The 18,409-nt window shown below is 71.5% G+C and carries 9 protein-coding genes; 4 read left to right on the top strand and 5 right to left on the bottom strand.

The window, feature by feature from the left end; all coding sequences use genetic code 11:
- Window position 1: 1 nt before the first annotated feature.
- The 4 genes from mrcB to QMK61_RS04595 form a co-directional block, all read right to left on the bottom strand.
- A complete protein-coding gene (gene mrcB / locus QMK61_RS04610) occupies window positions 2-2,371 on the bottom strand; it encodes a penicillin-binding protein 1B (protein ID WP_302070783.1) in 2,370 nt (789 codons plus the stop codon).
- 126 nt (window positions 2,372-2,497) lie between these two features.
- Entirely contained in the window at window positions 2,498-3,337 is an 840-nt protein-coding gene (locus tag QMK61_RS04605; protein WP_302070781.1) for an NAD-dependent epimerase/dehydratase family protein, read from the bottom strand.
- The gene (locus QMK61_RS04600; protein WP_302070779.1) at window positions 3,334-5,043 is read right to left on the bottom strand and encodes a tetratricopeptide repeat protein; all 1,710 of its coding nucleotides are present in this window, start codon (window positions 5,041-5,043) and stop codon (window positions 3,334-3,336) included. The genes QMK61_RS04605 and QMK61_RS04600 overlap by 4 nt, the downstream gene beginning before the upstream one ends.
- Before the next feature lie 648 nt (window positions 5,044-5,691).
- Window positions 5,692-7,824: a bifunctional (p)ppGpp synthetase/guanosine-3',5'-bis(diphosphate) 3'-pyrophosphohydrolase gene (locus tag QMK61_RS04595; protein WP_302070777.1), complete on the bottom strand. Its 2,133-nt coding sequence runs from the start codon at window positions 7,822-7,824 to the stop codon at window positions 5,692-5,694.
- Between the two features lie 366 nt (window positions 7,825-8,190).
- Between QMK61_RS04595 and QMK61_RS04590 the strand changes: the two genes are divergently transcribed.
- Window positions 8,191-8,703: a hypothetical protein gene (locus QMK61_RS04590; RefSeq protein ID WP_302070774.1), complete on the top strand. Its 513-nt coding sequence runs from the start codon at window positions 8,191-8,193 to the stop codon at window positions 8,701-8,703.
- A 218-nt stretch (window positions 8,704-8,921) separates the two neighbouring features.
- On the opposite strand, the gene hrpA is transcribed toward QMK61_RS04590, so the two are convergent.
- The gene (gene hrpA, locus QMK61_RS04585) at window positions 8,922-13,031 is read right to left on the bottom strand and encodes an ATP-dependent RNA helicase HrpA (protein ID WP_302070772.1); all 4,110 of its coding nucleotides are present in this window, start codon (window positions 13,029-13,031) and stop codon (window positions 8,922-8,924) included.
- Between the two features lie 120 nt (window positions 13,032-13,151).
- Here hrpA and QMK61_RS04580 point away from each other — a divergent pair, with 120 nt between their 5' ends.
- The 3 genes from QMK61_RS04580 to QMK61_RS04570 all read left to right on the top strand — a co-directional run bounded on the left by QMK61_RS04580 (window position 13,152) and on the right by QMK61_RS04570 (window position 18,252).
- A complete protein-coding gene (locus QMK61_RS04580) occupies window positions 13,152-13,619 on the top strand; it encodes a Dps family protein (protein ID WP_302070770.1) in 468 nt (155 codons plus the stop codon).
- A gap of 261 nt (window positions 13,620-13,880) precedes the next feature.
- Entirely contained in the window at window positions 13,881-16,400 is a 2,520-nt protein-coding gene (locus QMK61_RS04575) for a glycosyltransferase family 2 protein (RefSeq protein WP_302071160.1), read from the top strand.
- Between the two features lie 76 nt (window positions 16,401-16,476).
- Complete coding sequence (locus tag QMK61_RS04570; RefSeq protein ID WP_302070768.1) at window positions 16,477-18,252, top strand: autotransporter assembly complex family protein; 1,776 nt, start codon at window positions 16,477-16,479, stop codon at window positions 18,250-18,252.
- The last annotated feature ends 157 nt before the right edge of the window (window positions 18,253-18,409 follow it).

Genomic DNA, 18,409 nt, shown 5'->3' with positions numbered 1-18,409 from the left:
GTCAGTTTCCGGAAACGGGGACGTTGGTGACGGGGACATCGGTGGTGGGCACGTTGGCGGGCGTGCCCGGCGGGGCGGGCGCGTTCGGGTTGCCGCCGAACAGGTGACCGACGCGCTGCCAGAAGCAGCCCTCGCTGTCGGCCGGCAACGAGCCGGCGACCACCGGCACCTGCCGGGCGCCTTCGCACTCGGGATCGGTGCGCTTGCCGTCGGCGGGGTTGATCGTGGCCATCTCCAGCCCCTCGCCGGGCGCGGGCGACAGTGGCCGGGTGGGCAACTTGGCGAACAGGTTGCGCCAGGCGCGCAGCGCGCCGGTGGCGCCGAACAGGCTGGTCGGCTTGTTGTCGTCGCGGCCCATCCAGAACACCGCCAGGCGGTCGCCGGTGAAGCCGGCGAACCAGCTGTCGCGCAGGTCGTTGCTGGTGCCGGTCTTGCCGGCCGCGTGCAGCCAGGCCAGGCCGGAATCGCCGATGGCGTGCGCGGTGCCGTAGGTGGCCACCTGCTGCATCGCCCAGGTGACCAGGCGCACCGCCTGCTGGTATTCGCCCGCGCCGCTGCGCACCTCGTAGCGCTTGATGGTGCGGCCGCCGGCGTCGACCACGCCGCGCACCGCCAGCAGCGGCAGCGCATGGCCGTCGGAGGCCAGGTACTCGTACATCTGCGCCACCTGCAGCGGCGCCAGGTCAATCGCGCCGATCAGCATCGACGGCCCCGCGCTCACGCCTTCCAGCCCGAACGACTTCAGGAAGGCCTGGATGCGCGGCAGCCCCACGTCCAGCCCGAGGTGGATGCTGGCGAGGTTCCACGAGTGCGCCAGCGCGTCGACCATCGGCACCATGCCGTGGCTCTGGTTGTCGTCGTTGTGCGGCGTCCACATCGAGCCGTCGGGCTGGCGCATGCTGATCGGGCTGTCGTCGAGCGCGGTGGCCAGGTTCCAGCGCTGCGGCTGGGTCAGCGCCACCAGGTAGACGAACGGCTTGATGGTGGAGCCGATCGGCCGCTGCGCGTCCAGCGCGCGGTTGAAGCCCTGGTCGCCCGGCGTGCGGCTGCCCACGACCGCCAGCACGCTGCCGCTGTGCGAGTCGGTGACCACCGCCGCGGACTGGATGCCGTGGCCGCGCTTGCCGAGGTCCTTCAGCGCCTCGTCGATGGCCTGCTCGGCGTACAGCTGCGCCGCCGGGTCCAGCGTGGTGTAGATCGACAGGTTGCCCTTGCGCAGGGTGTCCTCGTCGAAGTCGTTGGTGATCTGGGCGCGCACCAGCTGCATGAACGCCGGGAAGCGGTTGTGCGGCAGCTGGCCGTTGTCGACGACGTCCAGCGGCGTGGCCTGCGCGGCCTTCGCCTGCGCCGGCGTCAGCAGGCCGGTGTCGGCGAATTCCTGCAGCACCAGGTTGCGCCGCGCCAGCGCGCGATCCGGGTAGCGGCGCGGGTCGTAGTAGCTCGGCCCCTTCACCATGCCGACCAGCATGGCGATCTCCTGCGGGCGCAGGTCCTGCAGCCTGCGGCCAAAGTAGAACTCCGACGCCGCCGCGAAGCCGTGCACCGCCTGGCTGCCCTGCTGGCCGAGGAACACCTCGTTGACGTAGGCCTCGAGGATGCGCGCCTTGCTGTAGTGCATCTCCAGCAGCACCGACATCAGCGCCTCGTTGGCCTTGCGCGTGAAGGTCTGCTTGCGGCTGAGGAACAGGTTGCGCACCAGCTGCTGGGTGAGCGTGGAGGCGCCCTGCACGGTGTGCCCCGCGCGCAGGTTGGCGAACGCCGCGCGCAGGATCGCCCCGATGTCGATGCCGATGTTGTGCTTGAAGCCGCGATCCTCCACCGCCTGCAGGCCGGACACCAGCAACGGTGGCACGTCGGCCAGCTGCACGATGCGGCGGTCCTCCTGCTTGGCGCCGTACACGGTGGCGATGCGCGCGGGGTCGAGGTGGGTCAGCTCGATCGGCTTGCCGCTGGCGGCGTCGCGCACCGAGGCGACCACGCCCTTGCCCAGCACCACGCGGATGCGCTTGGGCAGCTCGCCGCCGTCCGGGTCCACGTAGCCGCGCGAGGAGATCAGCCAGGTCGAGCCATCGCGCGCCCAGCTGCCGGGCACCTGGCCCCTGCCGTCGTCGCTGTAGCCGGCGAAGGTGAGTTCCAGCTTCAGCGCGTCCGCGGTCATCGGCTCGCCCGCGGCCAGCGGCAGCGGCCGCGCGAACACGCGGGTGGGCACGGCGAACACCAGGTCGTCGAAACGGTCCTGCACGCGCTTGTTGAGCACCAGCGTGTACGGCAGCAGGAAGCCGAAGAACAGGCCCACGGCGATCCAGAACGGGATGCGCAGCCAGGGCCAGCTGGCGCGCAGGGCGGCACGGGTTCGGGTCAGGAAGGCCAACGTGGGAGGTTCCGGCGATGCAGTGGTCCGATCATAGGGCCGCCCACCCGGCGCGCGGATGAACGCCACCCGCGCAGACGTGGCCGAACGCGGCCGGCGGCGGGCGCTTGCAGTGGCGCTGCACGCTCACGCCGGCGGGCGCCAGCAGGCGGCGTCCGGCCGGAACGGCCGCGGCGTCACGCGCAACAGGCGGACCAGCTCGTCGTTGTCCGCCACCAGGTCCGCCTCCAGCCGCTGCAGCGGCCCGGCCAACCGCGGCAGCGAACGCCGCGCGCCGCGCAGCAGCCAGGCCGGCAGCGGCAGCGGCAGCGTGGCCGCGGGCAGGCTGCGGCGCACGCGCGCGAACATCTCGCGCGCGGGCAGGCGCTCGCCGCCGCCCAGCGGCAGCACGCGGCCCGCGGCGGCGGGCGTGTCCAACGCGGCCAGCACCGCACGCGCGATGTCCTCCGCATGCACCGGCTGGCGCAGGCCACGCCCGGCCGGCAGCGGGAACACGCGCGTGCGCAGGGCGCGCTGCGCCAGCGGGGTGAGGCTCCGATCCATGCCGGCGCCGTAGATCAGGGTGGGACGCAGCACCGTCCATGCGCAGCCGAGCCGGTCGCAGGCGGCGGCAAGCGCCGCCTCGCCGTCGCGCAGCCGTTGCGCCAGCGCGCGTTCGGCCGGCACCAGGGATTCGCGCTTGCTCTCGGCGCTCATCGAGCTGGTGGCGACCACCCGCGGCGCCAGCGGCAGGTCGGCCTGCGCCAGCCACGCGGCGAAGGCATCCAGCGGGCCCAGGCTGATCACCGCGGAGACGCCGGCCACGCCGGGCACGCCGCCGGGCAGCGCGCCTTCGATCCAGCGCACGCCGTCGCAGGCGGGACGCGGATGGCGGCTCAGCGCCCATACCGGTTCGCCGCGTTCGCCCAGCGCCGGCAGCAGGTAGCGGCCGATCTGGCCGCTGCCGCCAAACACCAGCACGGTCATGCGCCGCCCTGCATGCGCGCGGTGAGTTCCTGCACGCGCGGATGGTTCGGCGCCAGCTTGCGCGCCTGCTCCAGCGATTGCGCGGCGCCACCGCGGTTGCCGCCGTCGAGCTGCTTCTCGGCCTGGTCCAGCCAGGCGCCGGCGAGGCGCTGGCGCAGCGGGACCAGGCTGGCGTCGCCGGGCGAGAGGTTGTCCAGCGCGTCGAGCAGGTTGCCGGCCTGGCCCAGGTTGCCGCCGTCGAGCGCCTGGCCGAACTCACGCGTGACCAGCGCCGGCAGGCCCTGCAGCCCGGCGCGCGCGGCCGGGTCGTTGCCGTCGATGGCCAGCGCGTTGCGATACAGGTCGTAGGCGCACTCGCCCGGCGGCGTCATGATCTCGCCGCGCGCGGCGGCGGCCCGGGCGCGCTGCACCAGCGCCGCCACTTTGGCCTTCTGCTGCGGGTCGAGCGCGACCGGCGGCGAGGTGTCGCGGTCGCCGGCCACCGCGGCGTCACCGGCGGGAATGGGTGCGGGCGCCGGCGCATGCGCGCCCAGGCGCGCGCGCGCCGCCAGCAGGTCGGCCGACCTCGGCGCCAGCGCGGCGGCCTGGTCGAGCAGCGACGTCGCCTGCGCGGTGTCGCCGCCGTCGATGGCCGCGTTGGCCTGCACCACCAGCGCGGCGGCCACCTGGCCCAGGCCGGCCTTGGCCTGGGCGTTGTCCGGATCAATCGCCAGCGCCGCCTTGAAGTGCGCCAGCGCGGTGTCGTCGCCCGCACCGGCGACACGGCCGGAGCGCAGCGCGTCCTGGCCCTGCTGCAGGGCGGTCGCCAGGGTGGCGTCGGATTGCTGCTGCAGCTGCGTCTGCGCCGCGCGCAGCGAGGGCAGCTCGGCGTAGTTGGGCAGCAGTGCGGCGAGGCGTCCGACCAGCGCGTCCGCCGCGGCGCGGTCGCCGGCCGCCAGCGCCTTGCGCGCCTGCGCGGCCAGCGCGCCGCCGACCTGGTCCAGGCCGTGCTTGGCCACCGCGTTGTCGGAATCGGCGGCCAGCGCGCGCTGGTAGAGCGGACCGGCGCCGTCGTTGCCGTCCAGCTTGCCGGCGGCGTAGGCCTGCTGCGCCTGGTCGATCAGGGCGTCGACCTGTCCGTTGGCGTTGCGCGCCTTCGCGATGGCCTGGCCCAGCCGATCCACTTCGCTGCCGCCGCCGAGCAGTTCGCGCGCGGAAGCGAGCGCCTGGTCGGCTTCGTCGAGCTTTCCCGCGCGCAGCGCGGCGTCGGCGCTCGCCACCTCGGCCTCGCCCACCTCGTGCAGGCCTTCCAGCGCGCGGTCGTTGTCCGGCTCCAGCGCGCGCGCGGCCTCGAACAGCTCGCGCGCGCTGGTGCCGTCGGTACCGTCCAGGCGCCCTTCCTGCAGCGCGACCTGGGCCCGGTGCAGCACGCTGTCCAGGTCGGTGCGCGGCACCAGCGAGCGCAGGTGTCCCTGGTTCAGCCACAGCACCACCAGCACGGCCAGCAGCACCAGCGCCAGCAGCGGCCACAGCCAGCCGCGACGGCGCGGGCGCGGCGCCCTGGGCGGCGGCGCGGCGCGGCGCTGGTCCGGCTCCACCAGCAGCGACGGCAGGCCATCGTCGACGCGCGCACGCGGGGAGTCCCCCTCCAACTGGCCGAGGTCGCCCAGCCGGGGTTCGGTGCGGCCGTGCGGGCCGGTGGCATGCGGGTCGCGATGTCCGCTCATGGGTTCCAGAAAGCCGCCTGTTCGACCTGTGAGCTTAGCATTGCGGGGCTTGCGGGCCCGCATCGGGACCCGCCGCGTTCAACTGGCGGCCAGCCAACTGCAGGGGCTTCGGAGCAAAGGCGCAAAGGCTCTGGATTCCGGCTTTCGCCGGAATGGCGGTGAGGGAATGGGGGATGGTGAGGGAGGATGGGGGACAGTGAGGGGAATGGAGTGTGAGGCCAACGCGGAGCACGCACGCCACGTTGGAGCGGACGGTCGGCGACGTTGGAGCAAGCGGAGAGCAGCCGTTTGCAGCGGTCCTTTCCCGACCTCAGTCACCGGCGACGGCGCGGTGTGGCCGTAGGTAGAACGGGCGATGTCGCACCAATTCCAGAACACCTCGAGCGCCACGGCTTGTAGGGTCGGCGGGCTCCACAGGCCATTTCTCTTGGTTCCTTCTCTTGACTCCGGGCATCCTGCCCTCCGCCCTTCGGGCCGGCTTCGCCGTTCGCCACCGCTCCTGCGGTGACGTGGGCCAGCAAAGAGAAGTGACTCGCTGACCGGCAGGTCAGCGAAACCCCGCCGCAGACGAGCAACCGTGGCGCCACGCCAAGACGGTCACCCAACCCCGTACCAACAACAAACTCGCGGCAACAACAGGAGCGGCACTCAAGCGCCCCCCACCCTCCGCGCATCCACGATGTTTGGCAACGCCACCAGCCGGTCCAGCAAGGTCGACAGTTGTTCGAAGTCGCGCACGCGCAGGGTGAAGCGCATCTCGACCTCGCCGGTGCGGGTGAACAGGCGGCTGGACGAGGCGATGATGCCCACGTTGGCGTTGCTGACCACGCTGGCCACGTCCTTCTGCAGGCCCTTGCGCTCGTAGCCGCGCAGTTCGATGTCCACCTCGTAGGCCTGGGCGGCGGCGCGGCCCCAGTTCACCTCGATCACCCGGTCCGGCTCGCGCGCGGCGAGCCGCGCCAGGCTGGCGCAGTCGGCACGGTGCACGGACACGCCGCGGCCCTTGGTGATGTAGCCGCGCACCGCGTCGCCGGGCAGCGGCTGGCAGCAGCGCGCCAGCGAGGTGAGCAGGTTGCCCACGCCCTCGATGCTGAGCGCACCCTGGTCCAGCGCGCTGTGCCGCGAGGCCACCGGCGCCGACGACTGGGTGACTTCCGGCAGCGGCTGCGCGGCTTCCTGCAGCACGCGGGCGATCTGGCCCGGGGTGACCTCGCCCAGCGCCAGCGCCACCAGCAGCTCGTCGTGGTTCTTCAGGTGGAAATGCGACGGCAACCGGGCCAGGTCGGCCTCGGGCAGCGCCAGGCGGCGCAGCTCGCGCTCGAAGATGGCGCGGCCGGCGGCGAGGTTGGCCTCCTGCGCGCTGCGCCGGAACCAGGCGCGCACCTTCTCGCGCGCGCGGCCGGTGCTGAGGTAGCCATGATGCGGCGAGAGCCAGTCGCGGCTGGGTTCGGCCAACTTGGCGGTAAGGATCTCCACGCGGTCGCCGCTGGCCGGCTGGAAGGTCAGCGGCACGATGCGACCGTTGACCTTGGCGCCGCGGCAGCGATGACCCACCTCGGTGTGCACGTGGTAGGCGAAGTCCAGCACGGTGGCGCCGTGCGGCAGGTCGAACACCTCGCCCTTGGGGGTGAGCAGGTAGACGCGGTCCTCGATCAGCTCGGTGCGCAGCTCCGCGGCCAGCGCGCCTTCGTCCCCGCCGCGCGTGTCCAGCAGCTGGCGCATCCAGGCGATCTTGGCCTCGAACTCGGCATCGGCACCGCCGCCCTCCTTGTAGCGCCAGTGCGCGGCCACGCCCAGCTCGTTGGCGCGGTGCATCTCGTGGGTGCGAATCTGCACTTCCAGTGTCTTGCCGCGCGGGCCGATCACCGCGGTGTGCAGCGAGCGGTAGCCGTTGCCCTTGGGGCGCGCCAGGTAGTCGTCGAACTCGCGCGGCAGGTGCGGCCACAGCGCGTGCACCACGCCCAGCGCGGCGTAGCAGTCGGCCACCGAGTCCACCAGCACGCGCACCGCGCGGATGTCGTACAGCTCGGAGAACTCCAGCTCCTTGCGCTGCATCTTCTTCCAGATGGAATAGATGTGCTTGGGGCGACCGGCCAGTTCGGCCGTGATGCCGGCGGCGGCCAGCGCCCGCCCCAGCTCGTCCAGCGATTCGCGGATGAAGGCCTCGCGGTCGGCGCGGCGCTCGTCGAGCAGTTTCGCGATGCGCTTGTAGGTCTCCGGCTGGAGATAGCGGAAGGCCAGGTCTTCCAGCTCCCATTTCAGCTGCCAGATGCCCAGGCGGTTGGCCAGCGGCGCGTGGATGTCGCGGGTGAGCCGTGCCAGCGCCTGTCGCTCGGCTTCCGGCAGCGCGGTCGCTGCGCGCATGCGCGCGAGCTGGCGCGCCAGCAGCACGAACACCACGCGCAGGTCGCGGATGATCGCCAGCAGCAGCCGACGCAGCCCTTCGGAGCCGCCGCCGGGACCGCGCTGGGCATGCAGCGCCCACACCTTCTCCGCCGCCAATTGGCCTTCCACCAGCCGGCGCAGGTCCTCGGGCAGCTGCGGCGCCCGCCGCTCCCACGCGGCCGGGTCGAGCCGCGCCAGTTCGAACCACGCCGCGGCGGCCAGGGTGGGCGCATCGCAGCCCAGGTCGGCCAGCAGCTCGAGCAGGTCGCGGCAGGCTGCCTCGTCGACGGCGCGGGCGGCGAGCGCGTCCAGCGCCTCGGCCAGCAGCGGCGACGGGCCGACGCGGGTGCGCCAGTCCGTGCCGGGGGCGACGCTGGAGGAAGTGCTCTGGACCATGCGCCCATTGTAGGGCGCCTCAGAGTCTGTTCACGATCTCCAAGTACCCCGCGCCGGGAGCTGTTTGCGCGCAGGCCAAGGAAGAGTGAAGGAGTGGACGTCCGTCCACGACTGAGCGATGACGCCGGCCTGTGCGCAAACAGACCCGGCCCTCCGGGTTGGCCTCGCATGGCCGCCATGCGGCAGCGCGCGGCTTGGCCTGCCCGCCAGGCAGGCCGGCGCCACGCACCACCACCTGACGGCCATGCGAGGCCAGCGCGAGGTACTTGGAGATCGTGAACAGACTCTTACGGAAGGGCCGCCGAACGCGCAGAATGCGGCGCGCTTCCCCGCGCTGCACTCCCCGCTCCCCAACGAAGTTTCCCCATGCTCCAGCGCCTGTACCGCCCCCTCGCCTTCGTCCTGCTGGCCGCCGCCGGCGCCGTCCATGCCCAGACCATGCCCTCGCTGCAGCAGAGCATGGACGGCGCGACCTTCCACCAGGCCGGCCTCGACAAGCTCAGCCCGCAGGAACTGCAGACGCTGGAGCGCTGGCTGGCGGCCCATCCCGGCGCCCTGCTGCCACCGCCTTCGCAGGCCCGTTCCGCCACGGCCGCCGCGGACCGCGCCTCGGGCCACGCCGGCTTCCCGCCGGCAAAGGCCAGGCCATCGCGCGAAGCCATCGTCAGCCACGTGGCCGGCCGCTTCCGCGGCTGGCAACCGGGCGACGTGCTGACGCTGGCGAACGGCCAGCGCTGGCGGGTGGTGGACGACAGCGCGCTGGACACCGGCAGGGCGCTGGATGCGCCGGCCATCACCATCAAGCCCGGGCTGGTCGGCGGCTGGCTGCTGAAGGTCGAGGGATACAACGCGAGTGCGCGGGTACAGCCGGCGAATTGAGGGCGGGATGGGGTTACTCCCTCTCCCCTCCGGGGAGAGGGCCGGGGTGAGGGGCCAACCTCGCGAGAAGCTGGAAAGAGCGCGTGCGCTTCGCATGGAAGCTCTCGCGAGCACCCGCCCCTCATCCCAACCTTCTCCCCACAGGGGAGAAGGGGCGAACGGGCCGGGCGGGTTCGCTTCCTGGACGGGCGTTCGCGCGGTATGCCTACGAGCTTCGGCTAGCTTTCTTTCATGGAAGCGCTGGCCTTGGCCAAGCGCTTCGCGGAGACCGGCTCGGCCGTCTTCAGTTCCTGCGCGAACAGCGACACGCGCCATTCCTCGATCAGCCAGCGCAGTTCGTCCAATCCCGCGTCATCGGCGGTGCGATGCCTGAGGTACTCGCGCCAGTAGGGCAGCACCTGCAGCATGCGTTGCTGGTCCTTCGCCGGGTCCTGGCGCAGGCGTTCGGCGCGCAGGCGCATGGCCTTCAGGTAGCGCGGGAAATGCGCCAGCCGCGCCGGCGGCAGCTCGCGCAGGAAGCCGGGCGCGAGCAGGCCGTCGAGCTGCTCGCGCAGGTCGTCGTAGCTGGCGCGGGCGAAGCCTATCATCGGCGGCTGCAGCCACGGCTTCAGCTCGGCCTGCGCCTCGATGACCGGCTCGGCCAGCTTCAGCCGCTCCACCGCGGCGGCGAACAACCCGTGCGCGAGCTGGGTGCGCAGCGCCTCGAACGCGCCGGCGCTGCGCGCGTCGAGGTCGTGGCGCGCGACGAGGTCGGCGAAGCCGCCCTCGACCAGGTCTTCGCGCAGGCTGTCCACGCCGCCCAGCGGCGCGTACTTCAGCGCCAGCGGGTTGGCGATCGGCAGGCGCCGGCGCGCCTGCTTGAACTCGCCGGCCAGCGCGTTGCGCAGCAGGCGCAGCACGCCCTGGCGATGCGCCGCGGCAGCCTCGTCGCGGCGCTCGAACACGCGCAGCGCGGCCGCCTCGCCCAGGTCCACCAGGGCGGGAAACGCCAGCAGGCCGCCGGATGAGCGCACCTCGCGCGGGATCTCCTCGAAATCCCACGCGGTGACGTCCTCGCGGGTCAGCTCCACGTCGGTCCTGCGCGAGAACGCCTCGCGCGCACGGCCTTCCCACTGCGCGCGCAGCGCGGCGAGGTCGCGGCCGGCGGCCAGGGTGCGGCCGCTGTCGTCGTGCAGGCGGAAGCGCATCAGGAAGTGCGGCGCCAGTTCCACCGCGGTGAACGCGGCGGCGTCGACGTCGACGCCGGTGGCGCGTTTCAGGAACGCGGCCAGCGCCGCGGCCAGCGGCTGGTCGCGCGGCGCCTCGGCCTCGGCGAAGGCGCGCGCGAAATCCGGCGCGGGCACGAAGTTGCGCCGCAGCGCCTTGGGCAGGCCGCGGATCAACTCGGCCGCCTTGTCGGCGAGCAGGCCGGGCACCAGCCATTCGCAGCGCGCGGCGGGCAAGGCGTTGAGCATCGCCAGCGGCAGCTGCAGGGTCACGCCATCCGCCTCGTCGCCGGGGACGAAGCGGTATTCGAGGCGGTAGCGCTGCGGCGGCAGCTCGAGCGTCGCGGGGAAGGCCTTCGGATCGAGCCCCGCGCCACCGGCCATCACGTCGTCCAGCGACCAGCGCAGCGCCGCCTGCTCGGCGGGACGGGCGTTGCGGTACCAGGCGTCCAGCGCGCGGCTGCTGGCGATGTCCCGCGGCAGCTTGCCCTCGAAGAAGCCGGCCAGTTCGTCCTCGCCGCGCACCAGCCCTTCTCGGCGCTGCTTCGCCTCGATGCCCGCCGCCTCTTCCAGCACGCGCAGGTTGGCGCGCACGAAGTCGGCGCGCGCGTCGATGTCGCCGCGCGCCAGCGCCTCGCGCAGGAAGATCGCATGGGCCAGCGCCGGATCCTGCTGCTGGAAGGTGACCGGGCGGCGCTCGACCAGGGTCAGGCCGAACAGGCTGACCTGCTCGTATGCCACCACGCAGCCGCGCTTCCTCGACCAGTGCGGGTCGCGGCAGCTGGACTTGAGCAGGTGCGCCGCCTGCTGCTTGATCCAGGCCGGCTCGACGCGGGCGCACATCATGCCCCACACCTTGCCGCCCACGTCGAGGATCTGCGCGGCGAAGATCCAGTTCGGCGATGCCTTGGCCAGCGCCGAGCCGGGGAAGACCTGGAACTTGCGCTCGCGCGTGCCCTGGTAGACGCCGCGCTCGTCCTTGCGGCCCACCTGGGTCGGCAGGCCGGCCAGGAGGCTGCGGTGGACCGTCTCAAAAAGAAGCGCAGCTTCTTTTTCAACGATGGCGGGCTCTTCGCGTTCGCCTCCTCTCCCCTGCGGGGAGAGGATTGAGGTGAGGGGCGGGTGCTCGCGGGAGCTTGCATGCGAAGCGCGCTTGTTCCTGCCGGCGCCTCGCGAGGTTGGCCCCTCACCCCGCCCCTCTCCCCGAAGGGGAGAGGGAGAAACAGCTCGGCCTCCCCGCAGGGGAGAGGGAGAAACCGCATCGAGCTTCCACCCAAGCTCCTGCACCACCAGCAGCAGCTGCCGGTGCAGCTCGCGCCATTCGCGCATGCGCATGAAGCTGAGGAAATGCCGCGAGCACCAGTCGCGCAGCTTCGACTGGGTCAGCTCCTCGTGCGCCTGCGCGTAGTCGCGCCACAGGTTCAGCACGCCGACGAAGTCGGACTTCGGGTCGGCGAAGGCCGCATGCGCGGCGTCGGCCTGCTGGCGCGCGTCGGCGGGGCGTTCGCGCGGGTCCTGGATGCTGAGGAAGGCGACGATGGCCAGCAACTCGCGCAGGGCGCCGAGCCGCTCGCCTTCCACCAGCATGCGGGCGAGCTGCACGTCGATCGGCAGCTTCGCCAGCGTGCGCCCGGTGGCGGTGAGCCGGCGCTCGCCGTCGATGGCGCCGATCTCGGCCAGGCGGCGATAGCCGTCGGCAATCACGCGCGGATCGGGCGCGTCGAGGAAGGGAAAGTCGTCCACCTCGCCCAGCTTCAGCGCCAGCATGCGCAGGATCACGTTGGCCAGCGAGGAACGCAGCAGCTCCGGGTCGGTATAGCGCGGACGCACCGCGAAATCGGCCTCGTCGTACAGGCGGTAGCAGATGCCGGGCCCGATGCGGCCGCAGCGGCCCTTGCGCTGGTCGGCGGCGGCCTGCGACACCGGCTCCACGTGCAGCCGTTCCAGCTGGCTGCGCTGGCTGTAGCGCTTCACCCGCGCGGTGCCGGTGTCGACCACGTAGCGGATGCGCGGCACGGTGAGCGAGGTCTCGGCCACGTTGGTGGCCAGCACCACGCGGCGCTTCGGGCCGGGCTTGAACACGCGGTCCTGGTCGGCGGCGGAGAGCCGCGCGTACAGCGGCAGCACTTCCGTCTCGCGGTACTGGCGGCGCGACAGCAGCAGGTGGGCGTCGCGGATCTCGCGCTCGCCGGGCAGGAACACCAGCACGTCGCCGGGACCGCCGCCCAGGCTGCGGTCGGCCATGATCTCGTCGAGCACGGCGGCGACGTGCTCGGCGCCGCCCTGGCTCAGGCCGCGCGCGCGCTCGGCGCCGGCCTGGTCGACCGGGCGCCAGCGCAGCTCCACCGGGTACGCGCGCCCTTCCACCGACACCACCGGCGCGCCGGCGAAGTGTTCGGCGAAGCGCGCGGTGTCGATGGTGGCCGAGGTGACGATGATCTTCAGGTCCGGCCGCTTCGCCGCCAGCCGCTTCAGGTAGCCGAGCAGGAAGTCGATGTTGAGGCTGCGCTCGTGCGCCTCGTCGACGATGATCGTGTCGTAGGCGGACAGCCACGGGTCGCCCTGCGTCTCGGCCAGCAGGATGCCGTCGGTCATGAACTTCACCAGGGTGCGCTCGGACACCTGGTCGGTGAAGCGCACCTGGAAGCCCACCTGGTCGCCGAGCTGGGTGCCCAGCTCTTCCGCCACGCGGCGCGCCACCGAGCGCGCGGCCAGCCGGCGCGGCTGGGTGCAGCCGATCATGCCGGCCTCGCCGCGGCCGGCGGCCAGGCACAGCTTGGGCAGCTGGGTGGTCTTGCCCGAGCCGGTCTCGCCGGCGATCACCACCACCTGGTGCCCGCGGATCAGCTCGACGATGTCGTCGGCGCGCGCGGCGATCGGCAGCGATTCGTCCAGCCGGACCGCCGGCTTCGCCCCGGCGCGGGCGCGGCGCTTCGCCGCGGAAGCCTCGATCTCCGCGGCCAGCGCCGCCAGCTTCCCTTCGTCGGGGCGCCTGGACAGCCCGCGCCAGCGCCCGAGCAGGCGGCCGAAGTCGCGGGTGCACGCGCCGTCCAGCGCCCGGCGCAGGTCGCGCAGGCGGGATTCGGGCACGGGTTTCGGGGCGCGGGGGGACGTGTCGTTCATGCAGTCCTACATGATAGCCGCAGGCTATCGCCTGTATCGGCAGTATCCATTTCCCCATCGCGCGGCGAAGGGGTAATGTCTGTCTCGACCTCGACTTCGAGACCGACCAAGGAGCACTACATGGCACTGAACATCGGCATTCCCAAGAAGGACCGGGAACAGGTCGCCAGGCACCTGTCCAAGCTGCTGGCCGACACCTACTCGCTGTACCTGAAGACGCACAGCTTCCACTGGAACGTCACCGGCCCGCAGTTCAACAGCCTGCACGCCATGTTCGAGACGCAGTACAACGAGCTGTGGCTGGCCGCCGACGAGGTGGCCGAGCGCATCCGCACGCTGGACGTGTTCGCCCCGGGTTCCTACAGCCAGTTCGCCAAGCTCAGCTCGGTGAAGGAGGAGCCCGGCGTGCCGGAGTGGAAGGAGATGGTGGCCCAGCTGGTCGAGGGCCACGAAATCGCCGCCGCCACCGCGCGCGACACCATCAAGGCCGCCGACAAGGCCGGCGACGAGGGTACCGCCGACATGGTCACCGGCCGCCTGAAGGAACACGAGAAGACCGCCTGGATGCTGCGTTCGCTGCTGAAGTGAGCCTTGCCCGCGGCCGGGCGCCCTGCCCGGCCGCGCCACGCGGGCGCCGCGCACCCCGCCCGCCACGAGCCGGCCTGACCTGGCGCTGACCACGGCAGGCCGCCTTTATTGAGCCCGTGGCGCCGCATTGGGTAAGCTCCCCGGGCTTCGCCTGCCTCTGGAGAGGCACCCACGGGGACTTTCTTGAGCGCCATACCCACCAACCCGCCACGCCGACCTCCGCTGCTCGCGGCCATCCTGCTGGCGCTGGTGGTGGCCGCCATGAACATCGGCCTGTGGTGGTGGAGCAACCTGCCGCACGGCCCCGAGGACTGGCACGGGCCGATCAACGGCTTCGCGGTGTCGCTGTTCCAGCGCCACCAGAGCCCGCTCCACGACGATTTCCCCAGCGACGCCCAGGTCGACTCCGACCTGCGCCTGCTGCACCGGTACAGCGACCACATCCGCACCTACTCCATGCTGCAGAACCCGCAGGTGGTGCGGCTGGCGCACAAGGAAGGGCTGAAGGTGCTGGCCGGCGCCTGGATCGACACCCGGCTGGAGAACAACGAGAAGGAGATCGAGGCGCTGATCGCGATGGCGCGGCGCTACCCGGACACGATCACGCGGGTGATCGTGGGCAACGAGGTGCTGTTCCGCAACGACATCCCGCCCGAGAAGCTGATGGCCTATGTCGACCGCGTGCGCGCGGCGATCCGCCAGCCGGTGTCGGTGGCCGAGCCGGACTTCATCTGGGAGAAGTACCCCGAGCTGGCCGAGCACGTGGACTTCATCACCGTGCACCTGTTCCCGTACTGGAACGGCATCGACCGCAAGGACGCGATCGGCGCCGCGCTGGGCAGCTACCAGCACCTGCGCCAGCTGTACCCGTACAAGCCCATCGTGGTCGGCGAGATCGGCTGGCCGTCCAACGGCGACCGCCACGAATACGCCTCGCCCTCCATCTCCAACGAGGCGATCTTCCTGCGCGAGTGGTTCAACGTGGCCAAGCGCGACCACATCGACTACTACGTGATGGAGGCGTTCGACCAGCCCTGGAAGGAGCAGCTCTCGGGCCGCACCGAGGCCTACTGGGGCATGTTCAACGCCGACCGCCAGCTGAAGTTCCCGTTCACCGGCCCGGTCACCGAGGACACCGCCTGGCCGTGGAAGGCGCTGGCCGCCAGCCTGCTGGCGCTGCTGCCGATGGTCTGGTTCGCGCGCCGCTTCGACCGTTTCAGGCTGATGGGGCGGCTGTTCTTCTGCATGCTGATCCAGCTGGCCTGCGGGCTGGTCGTGTGGTCGGCCACGCTGCCGTTCAACTTCTACCTCGACTGGGTGGACTGGACGATGCTGGTGCTGCTGTTCCCGGCCCAGATCGCGATCCTCGCCATCCTGCTGATCAACGGCTTCGAGTTCACCGAGGTGCTGTGGCGGCGCCGATGGGTCCGCGAGGCCGGCATGCTGCGGCCCGACCCGCCCGAGAAGCAGCCGTTCGTCTCCATCCACCTGGCCTGCTACAACGAGCCGCCGGAGATGGTGCAGGTCACGCTGGACTCGCTGGCCGAGCTGGACTACGCCAACTTCGAAGTGCTGGTGATCGACAACAACACCAAGGACCCGGCGATCTGGAAGCCGGTGCAGGACTACTGCGAGAAACTGGGCCGCCGCTTCCGCTTCTTCCATCTCGAGCCGTGGCCCGGCTTCAAGGCCGGCGCGCTGAACTTCGGCCTGAAGGAAACCGCGCCCGAGGCCGACGTGGTGGCGGTGATCGACGCCGACTACGTGGTGCGCCCGGACTGGCTGGCCACCCTCACCGGCCACTTCCACGACCCGAAGGTGGCCGTGGTGCAGTGCCCGCAGGCGCACCGCGACTTCGAGCACAACCGCTTCCGCCGCATGACCGCGTGGGAGTTCGACGGCTTCTTCCGCATCGGCATGCACCACCGCAACGAGCGCAACGCGATCATCCAACACGGCACCATGACGATGGTCCGCCGCAGCGCGCTGGAAGGCACCGGCGGCTGGTCCGAGTGGACCATCTGCGAGGACGCCGAGCTCGGCCTGCGCCTGATGCACGCCGGCTACGAGCTGGTCTACGTCGACGAGCTGATGGGCAAGGGCCTCACCCCGGCCGACTTCAAGGCCTACAAGAGCCAGCGCTACCGCTGGGCGTTCGGCGCGATGCAGATCCTCAAGGGCCGCTGGGACTGGATGACGAAGAAGGGCCCGCTCAGCGCCGGCCAGCGCTTCCACTTCCTCACCGGCTGGTTCAGCTGGTTCGCCGACGCGCTGCACCTGGTCTTCACCCTGATGGCGATCTTCTGGACCGCCGGCATGGTCGCCTTCCCCGACCTGTTCAGCCTGCCGATGCAGCTGTTCCTGATCCCGGTGATCGGCTTCTTCTTCGCCAAGGCGATCTTCGGCATCGTGCTGTACCGCGCCCGCGTGCCCTGCGGCTGGTACGACACCCTGATGGCCTCGCTGGCCAGCATGGGCCTGTCGCACGCCATCGCGCGCGGCATCCTGCACGGCCTCACCCGCGAGAAGACCTCCTTCGTGGTCACCGCCAAGAGCCGCCGCATCGGCGGCAGCGGCTTCGCCGCCTTCGCGCCCGTGCGCGAGGAACTGCTGATGGCGGTGGCGCTGGTGCTGTGCATCGTGGGCATGGCGACGAGCTTCGGCACGCACTACATCGAAGGCATGCTGTGGATGTTCATCCTCGGCGCGCAGTCGATCCCCTACGTGTCGGCCCTGGTCGGCGCCTGGATCGCCCACCGCTCCGGCGACAAGGCGGGCTGAAAGCCCATTCATAAGAAGCCAACGAACGCTGCGCTAAGCTAGGGCGGAGCCACCCCAAGAGGACGGAACCCCTCGCATGCGCCGTTGCTCCCGACGTCCGGGCCTCGCCCGCTGGGGCCTGGTCCTTGGCCTGCTGCCCGCCCTGGCGCACGCGGGCGTGAAGCTGACGGTGGACGGCGTGGATGATCCGCTCAAGGGCGCCGTGGTGGCCGGCGTCAGCCTGTCGCAATACGCCAGCCGCGAACTCAGCGACGCCCAGGCGCGGCGCCTGTACGAACGCGCGCCGGAGCAGGCGCGCACCGCGCTGCAGCCCTACGGCTACTACGAGGCCACCGTCACCGGCGACCTCCGCAAGGTGGGCAAGGACTGGCAGGTCACCCTGCACGTGAAACCCGGCGAGCCGGTCAAGGTGACCTCGGTGGAGATCCAGCTGGACCAGGCCGCGCTGGCGGTGCCCTCGATCCGCCGCGCCGAACGCAAGCTGGAGCGCCTGAAGGGCCAGCGCCTGGACGACGCCACCTACGACGCCGACCGCGACGCGCTGTCCGGCGCGCTCACCGCCGCCGGCTTCCTCGACGCGAAGCTGAAGACGCGCCGGGTCGAAGTGCACCGCGCCGAACGCAGCGCCGCGGTCAAGCTGGCCTGGGACGCCGGCACCCGCTACCGCTACGGCCGGGTGAAGTTCGAGGGCTCGCAGTTCCGCGAGGGCTTCCTGCAGCGCTACGTGCCGTTCAAGCATGGCGACTACTTCGACCAGGACCAGCTGCTGGCCCTGCAGCAGGCGCTGACCGGCGCCGACTACTTCTCGGTGGTGAACGTGCTGCCCGACGTGGACGAGGCCAACCACGGCACCGTGGACGTCACCGTGCAGCTGGTGCCGGCCAAGCGCACCATCTACACCGGCGGCCCGTTCATCGGCACCGACACCGGCTTCGGCGTGCGCGGCGGCATCGAGCGGCGCTGGGTGAACGACCGCGGCCACAAGTGGAAGAACGAGCTGGTGCTGGCGCAGCGGCTGAAGACGCTGTCGACGCTGTATTCCGTCCCGATGCCCGGCCCCGACCAGCGCAGCTTCAACTACGGCGCGAACTTCCGCGATGCGGATACCGACACCTCGCAGTCGCGCACGCTGGAGCTGGTCGGCAACGAGACGCGCCAGTGGCACGGCTGGGTGCGCACGCTGGGCGTGCACGCGCTGATCGGCACCTTCACCGTGGGCAAGCGCGGCAGCGAGCCGGACAACGCGCCCGGCATCGAGCACGGCCGCAGCAAGCTGGTGTTCGCCGAGGCCTCGCTCACCCGCAAGAAGGCCGACAACCCCAGCTTCGTGCGCCACGGCTGGTCGCTGGGCCTGTACGCGCGCAGCACCGCCGGCACGCTGCTTTCCAGCACGCGCTTCAGCCAGCTGATGGCCGATGCGAAATGGATCGACGCGTTCGCCCGCCGCGACCGCCTGATCCTGCGCGGCACCGCCGGCACCACCTGGACCGGCGACTTCGCCGCCCTGCCGCCGCAGCTGCGCTTCTTCGCCGGTGGCGACCGCTCGGTGCGCGGCTACGGCTACCAGGCGATCGGCCCGAAGAACAGCTATGGCCGCGTGATCGGCGGCCGCAACCTGCTGGTGGCCAGCGCCACGGTGGAACACTACTTCACGCGCGACTGGGGCATCGCCGCCTTCGTCGACGCCGGCAACGCCTTCAACGGCACCGACTACCGGCCGAAGATCGGCGCGGGGCTGGGGCTGCGCTGGCGCTCGCCGGTAGGGATGATCCGGCTCGACTTCGGCACGCCGGTGCGCGACAGGGACCACCATGGGGTGGAGTTGCATATCGTGATCGGGCCGGATCTATGAGGCGGGGTTTCTCGTTTGGCGTGATCGGGGGGGGGGCCGCCTGCGGCGGGCTTTCGGACGCCTGCCGGCGCCCGAGCTACTTCTCTTTGCTGGCCTGTATGGACCGGGGAGATGGGTTACACCCGTGCCAGGACATGGGTAACAGTCTAGTCGGCCT

It is taken from the genome of Fulvimonas sp. R45 (assembly GCF_030504985.1).
Classification (GTDB): domain Bacteria; phylum Pseudomonadota; class Gammaproteobacteria; order Xanthomonadales; family Rhodanobacteraceae; genus Rhodanobacter_A.
Note: the sequence above shows the minus strand (reverse complement) of the source record. Positions and strands in the feature narration are given on the sequence as shown.

Excerpts from the sequence above, each read along its gene's own strand:
- QMK61_RS04600 (WP_302070779.1), bottom strand. The coding sequence starts at position 5,043 with ATGAGCGGACATCGCGACCCGCATGCCACCGGCCCGCACGGCCGCACC.
- QMK61_RS04595 (WP_302070777.1), bottom strand. The coding sequence starts at position 7,824 with ATGGTCCAGAGCACTTCCTCCAGCGTCGCCCCCGGCACGGACTGGCGC.
- hrpA (WP_302070772.1), bottom strand. The coding sequence starts at position 13,031 with ATGAACGACACGTCCCCCCGCGCCCCGAAACCCGTGCCCGAATCCCGC.
- QMK61_RS04580 (WP_302070770.1), top strand. The coding sequence starts at position 13,152 with ATGGCACTGAACATCGGCATTCCCAAGAAGGACCGGGAACAGGTCGCC.
- QMK61_RS04570 (WP_302070768.1), top strand. The coding sequence starts at position 16,477 with ATGCGCCGTTGCTCCCGACGTCCGGGCCTCGCCCGCTGGGGCCTGGTC.
- QMK61_RS04605 (WP_302070781.1), bottom strand. The coding sequence starts at position 3,337 with ATGACCGTGCTGGTGTTTGGCGGCAGCGGCCAGATCGGCCGCTACCTG.
- QMK61_RS04590 (WP_302070774.1), top strand. The coding sequence starts at position 8,191 with ATGCTCCAGCGCCTGTACCGCCCCCTCGCCTTCGTCCTGCTGGCCGCC.
- QMK61_RS04575 (WP_302071160.1), top strand. The coding sequence starts at position 13,881 with ATGAACATCGGCCTGTGGTGGTGGAGCAACCTGCCGCACGGCCCCGAG.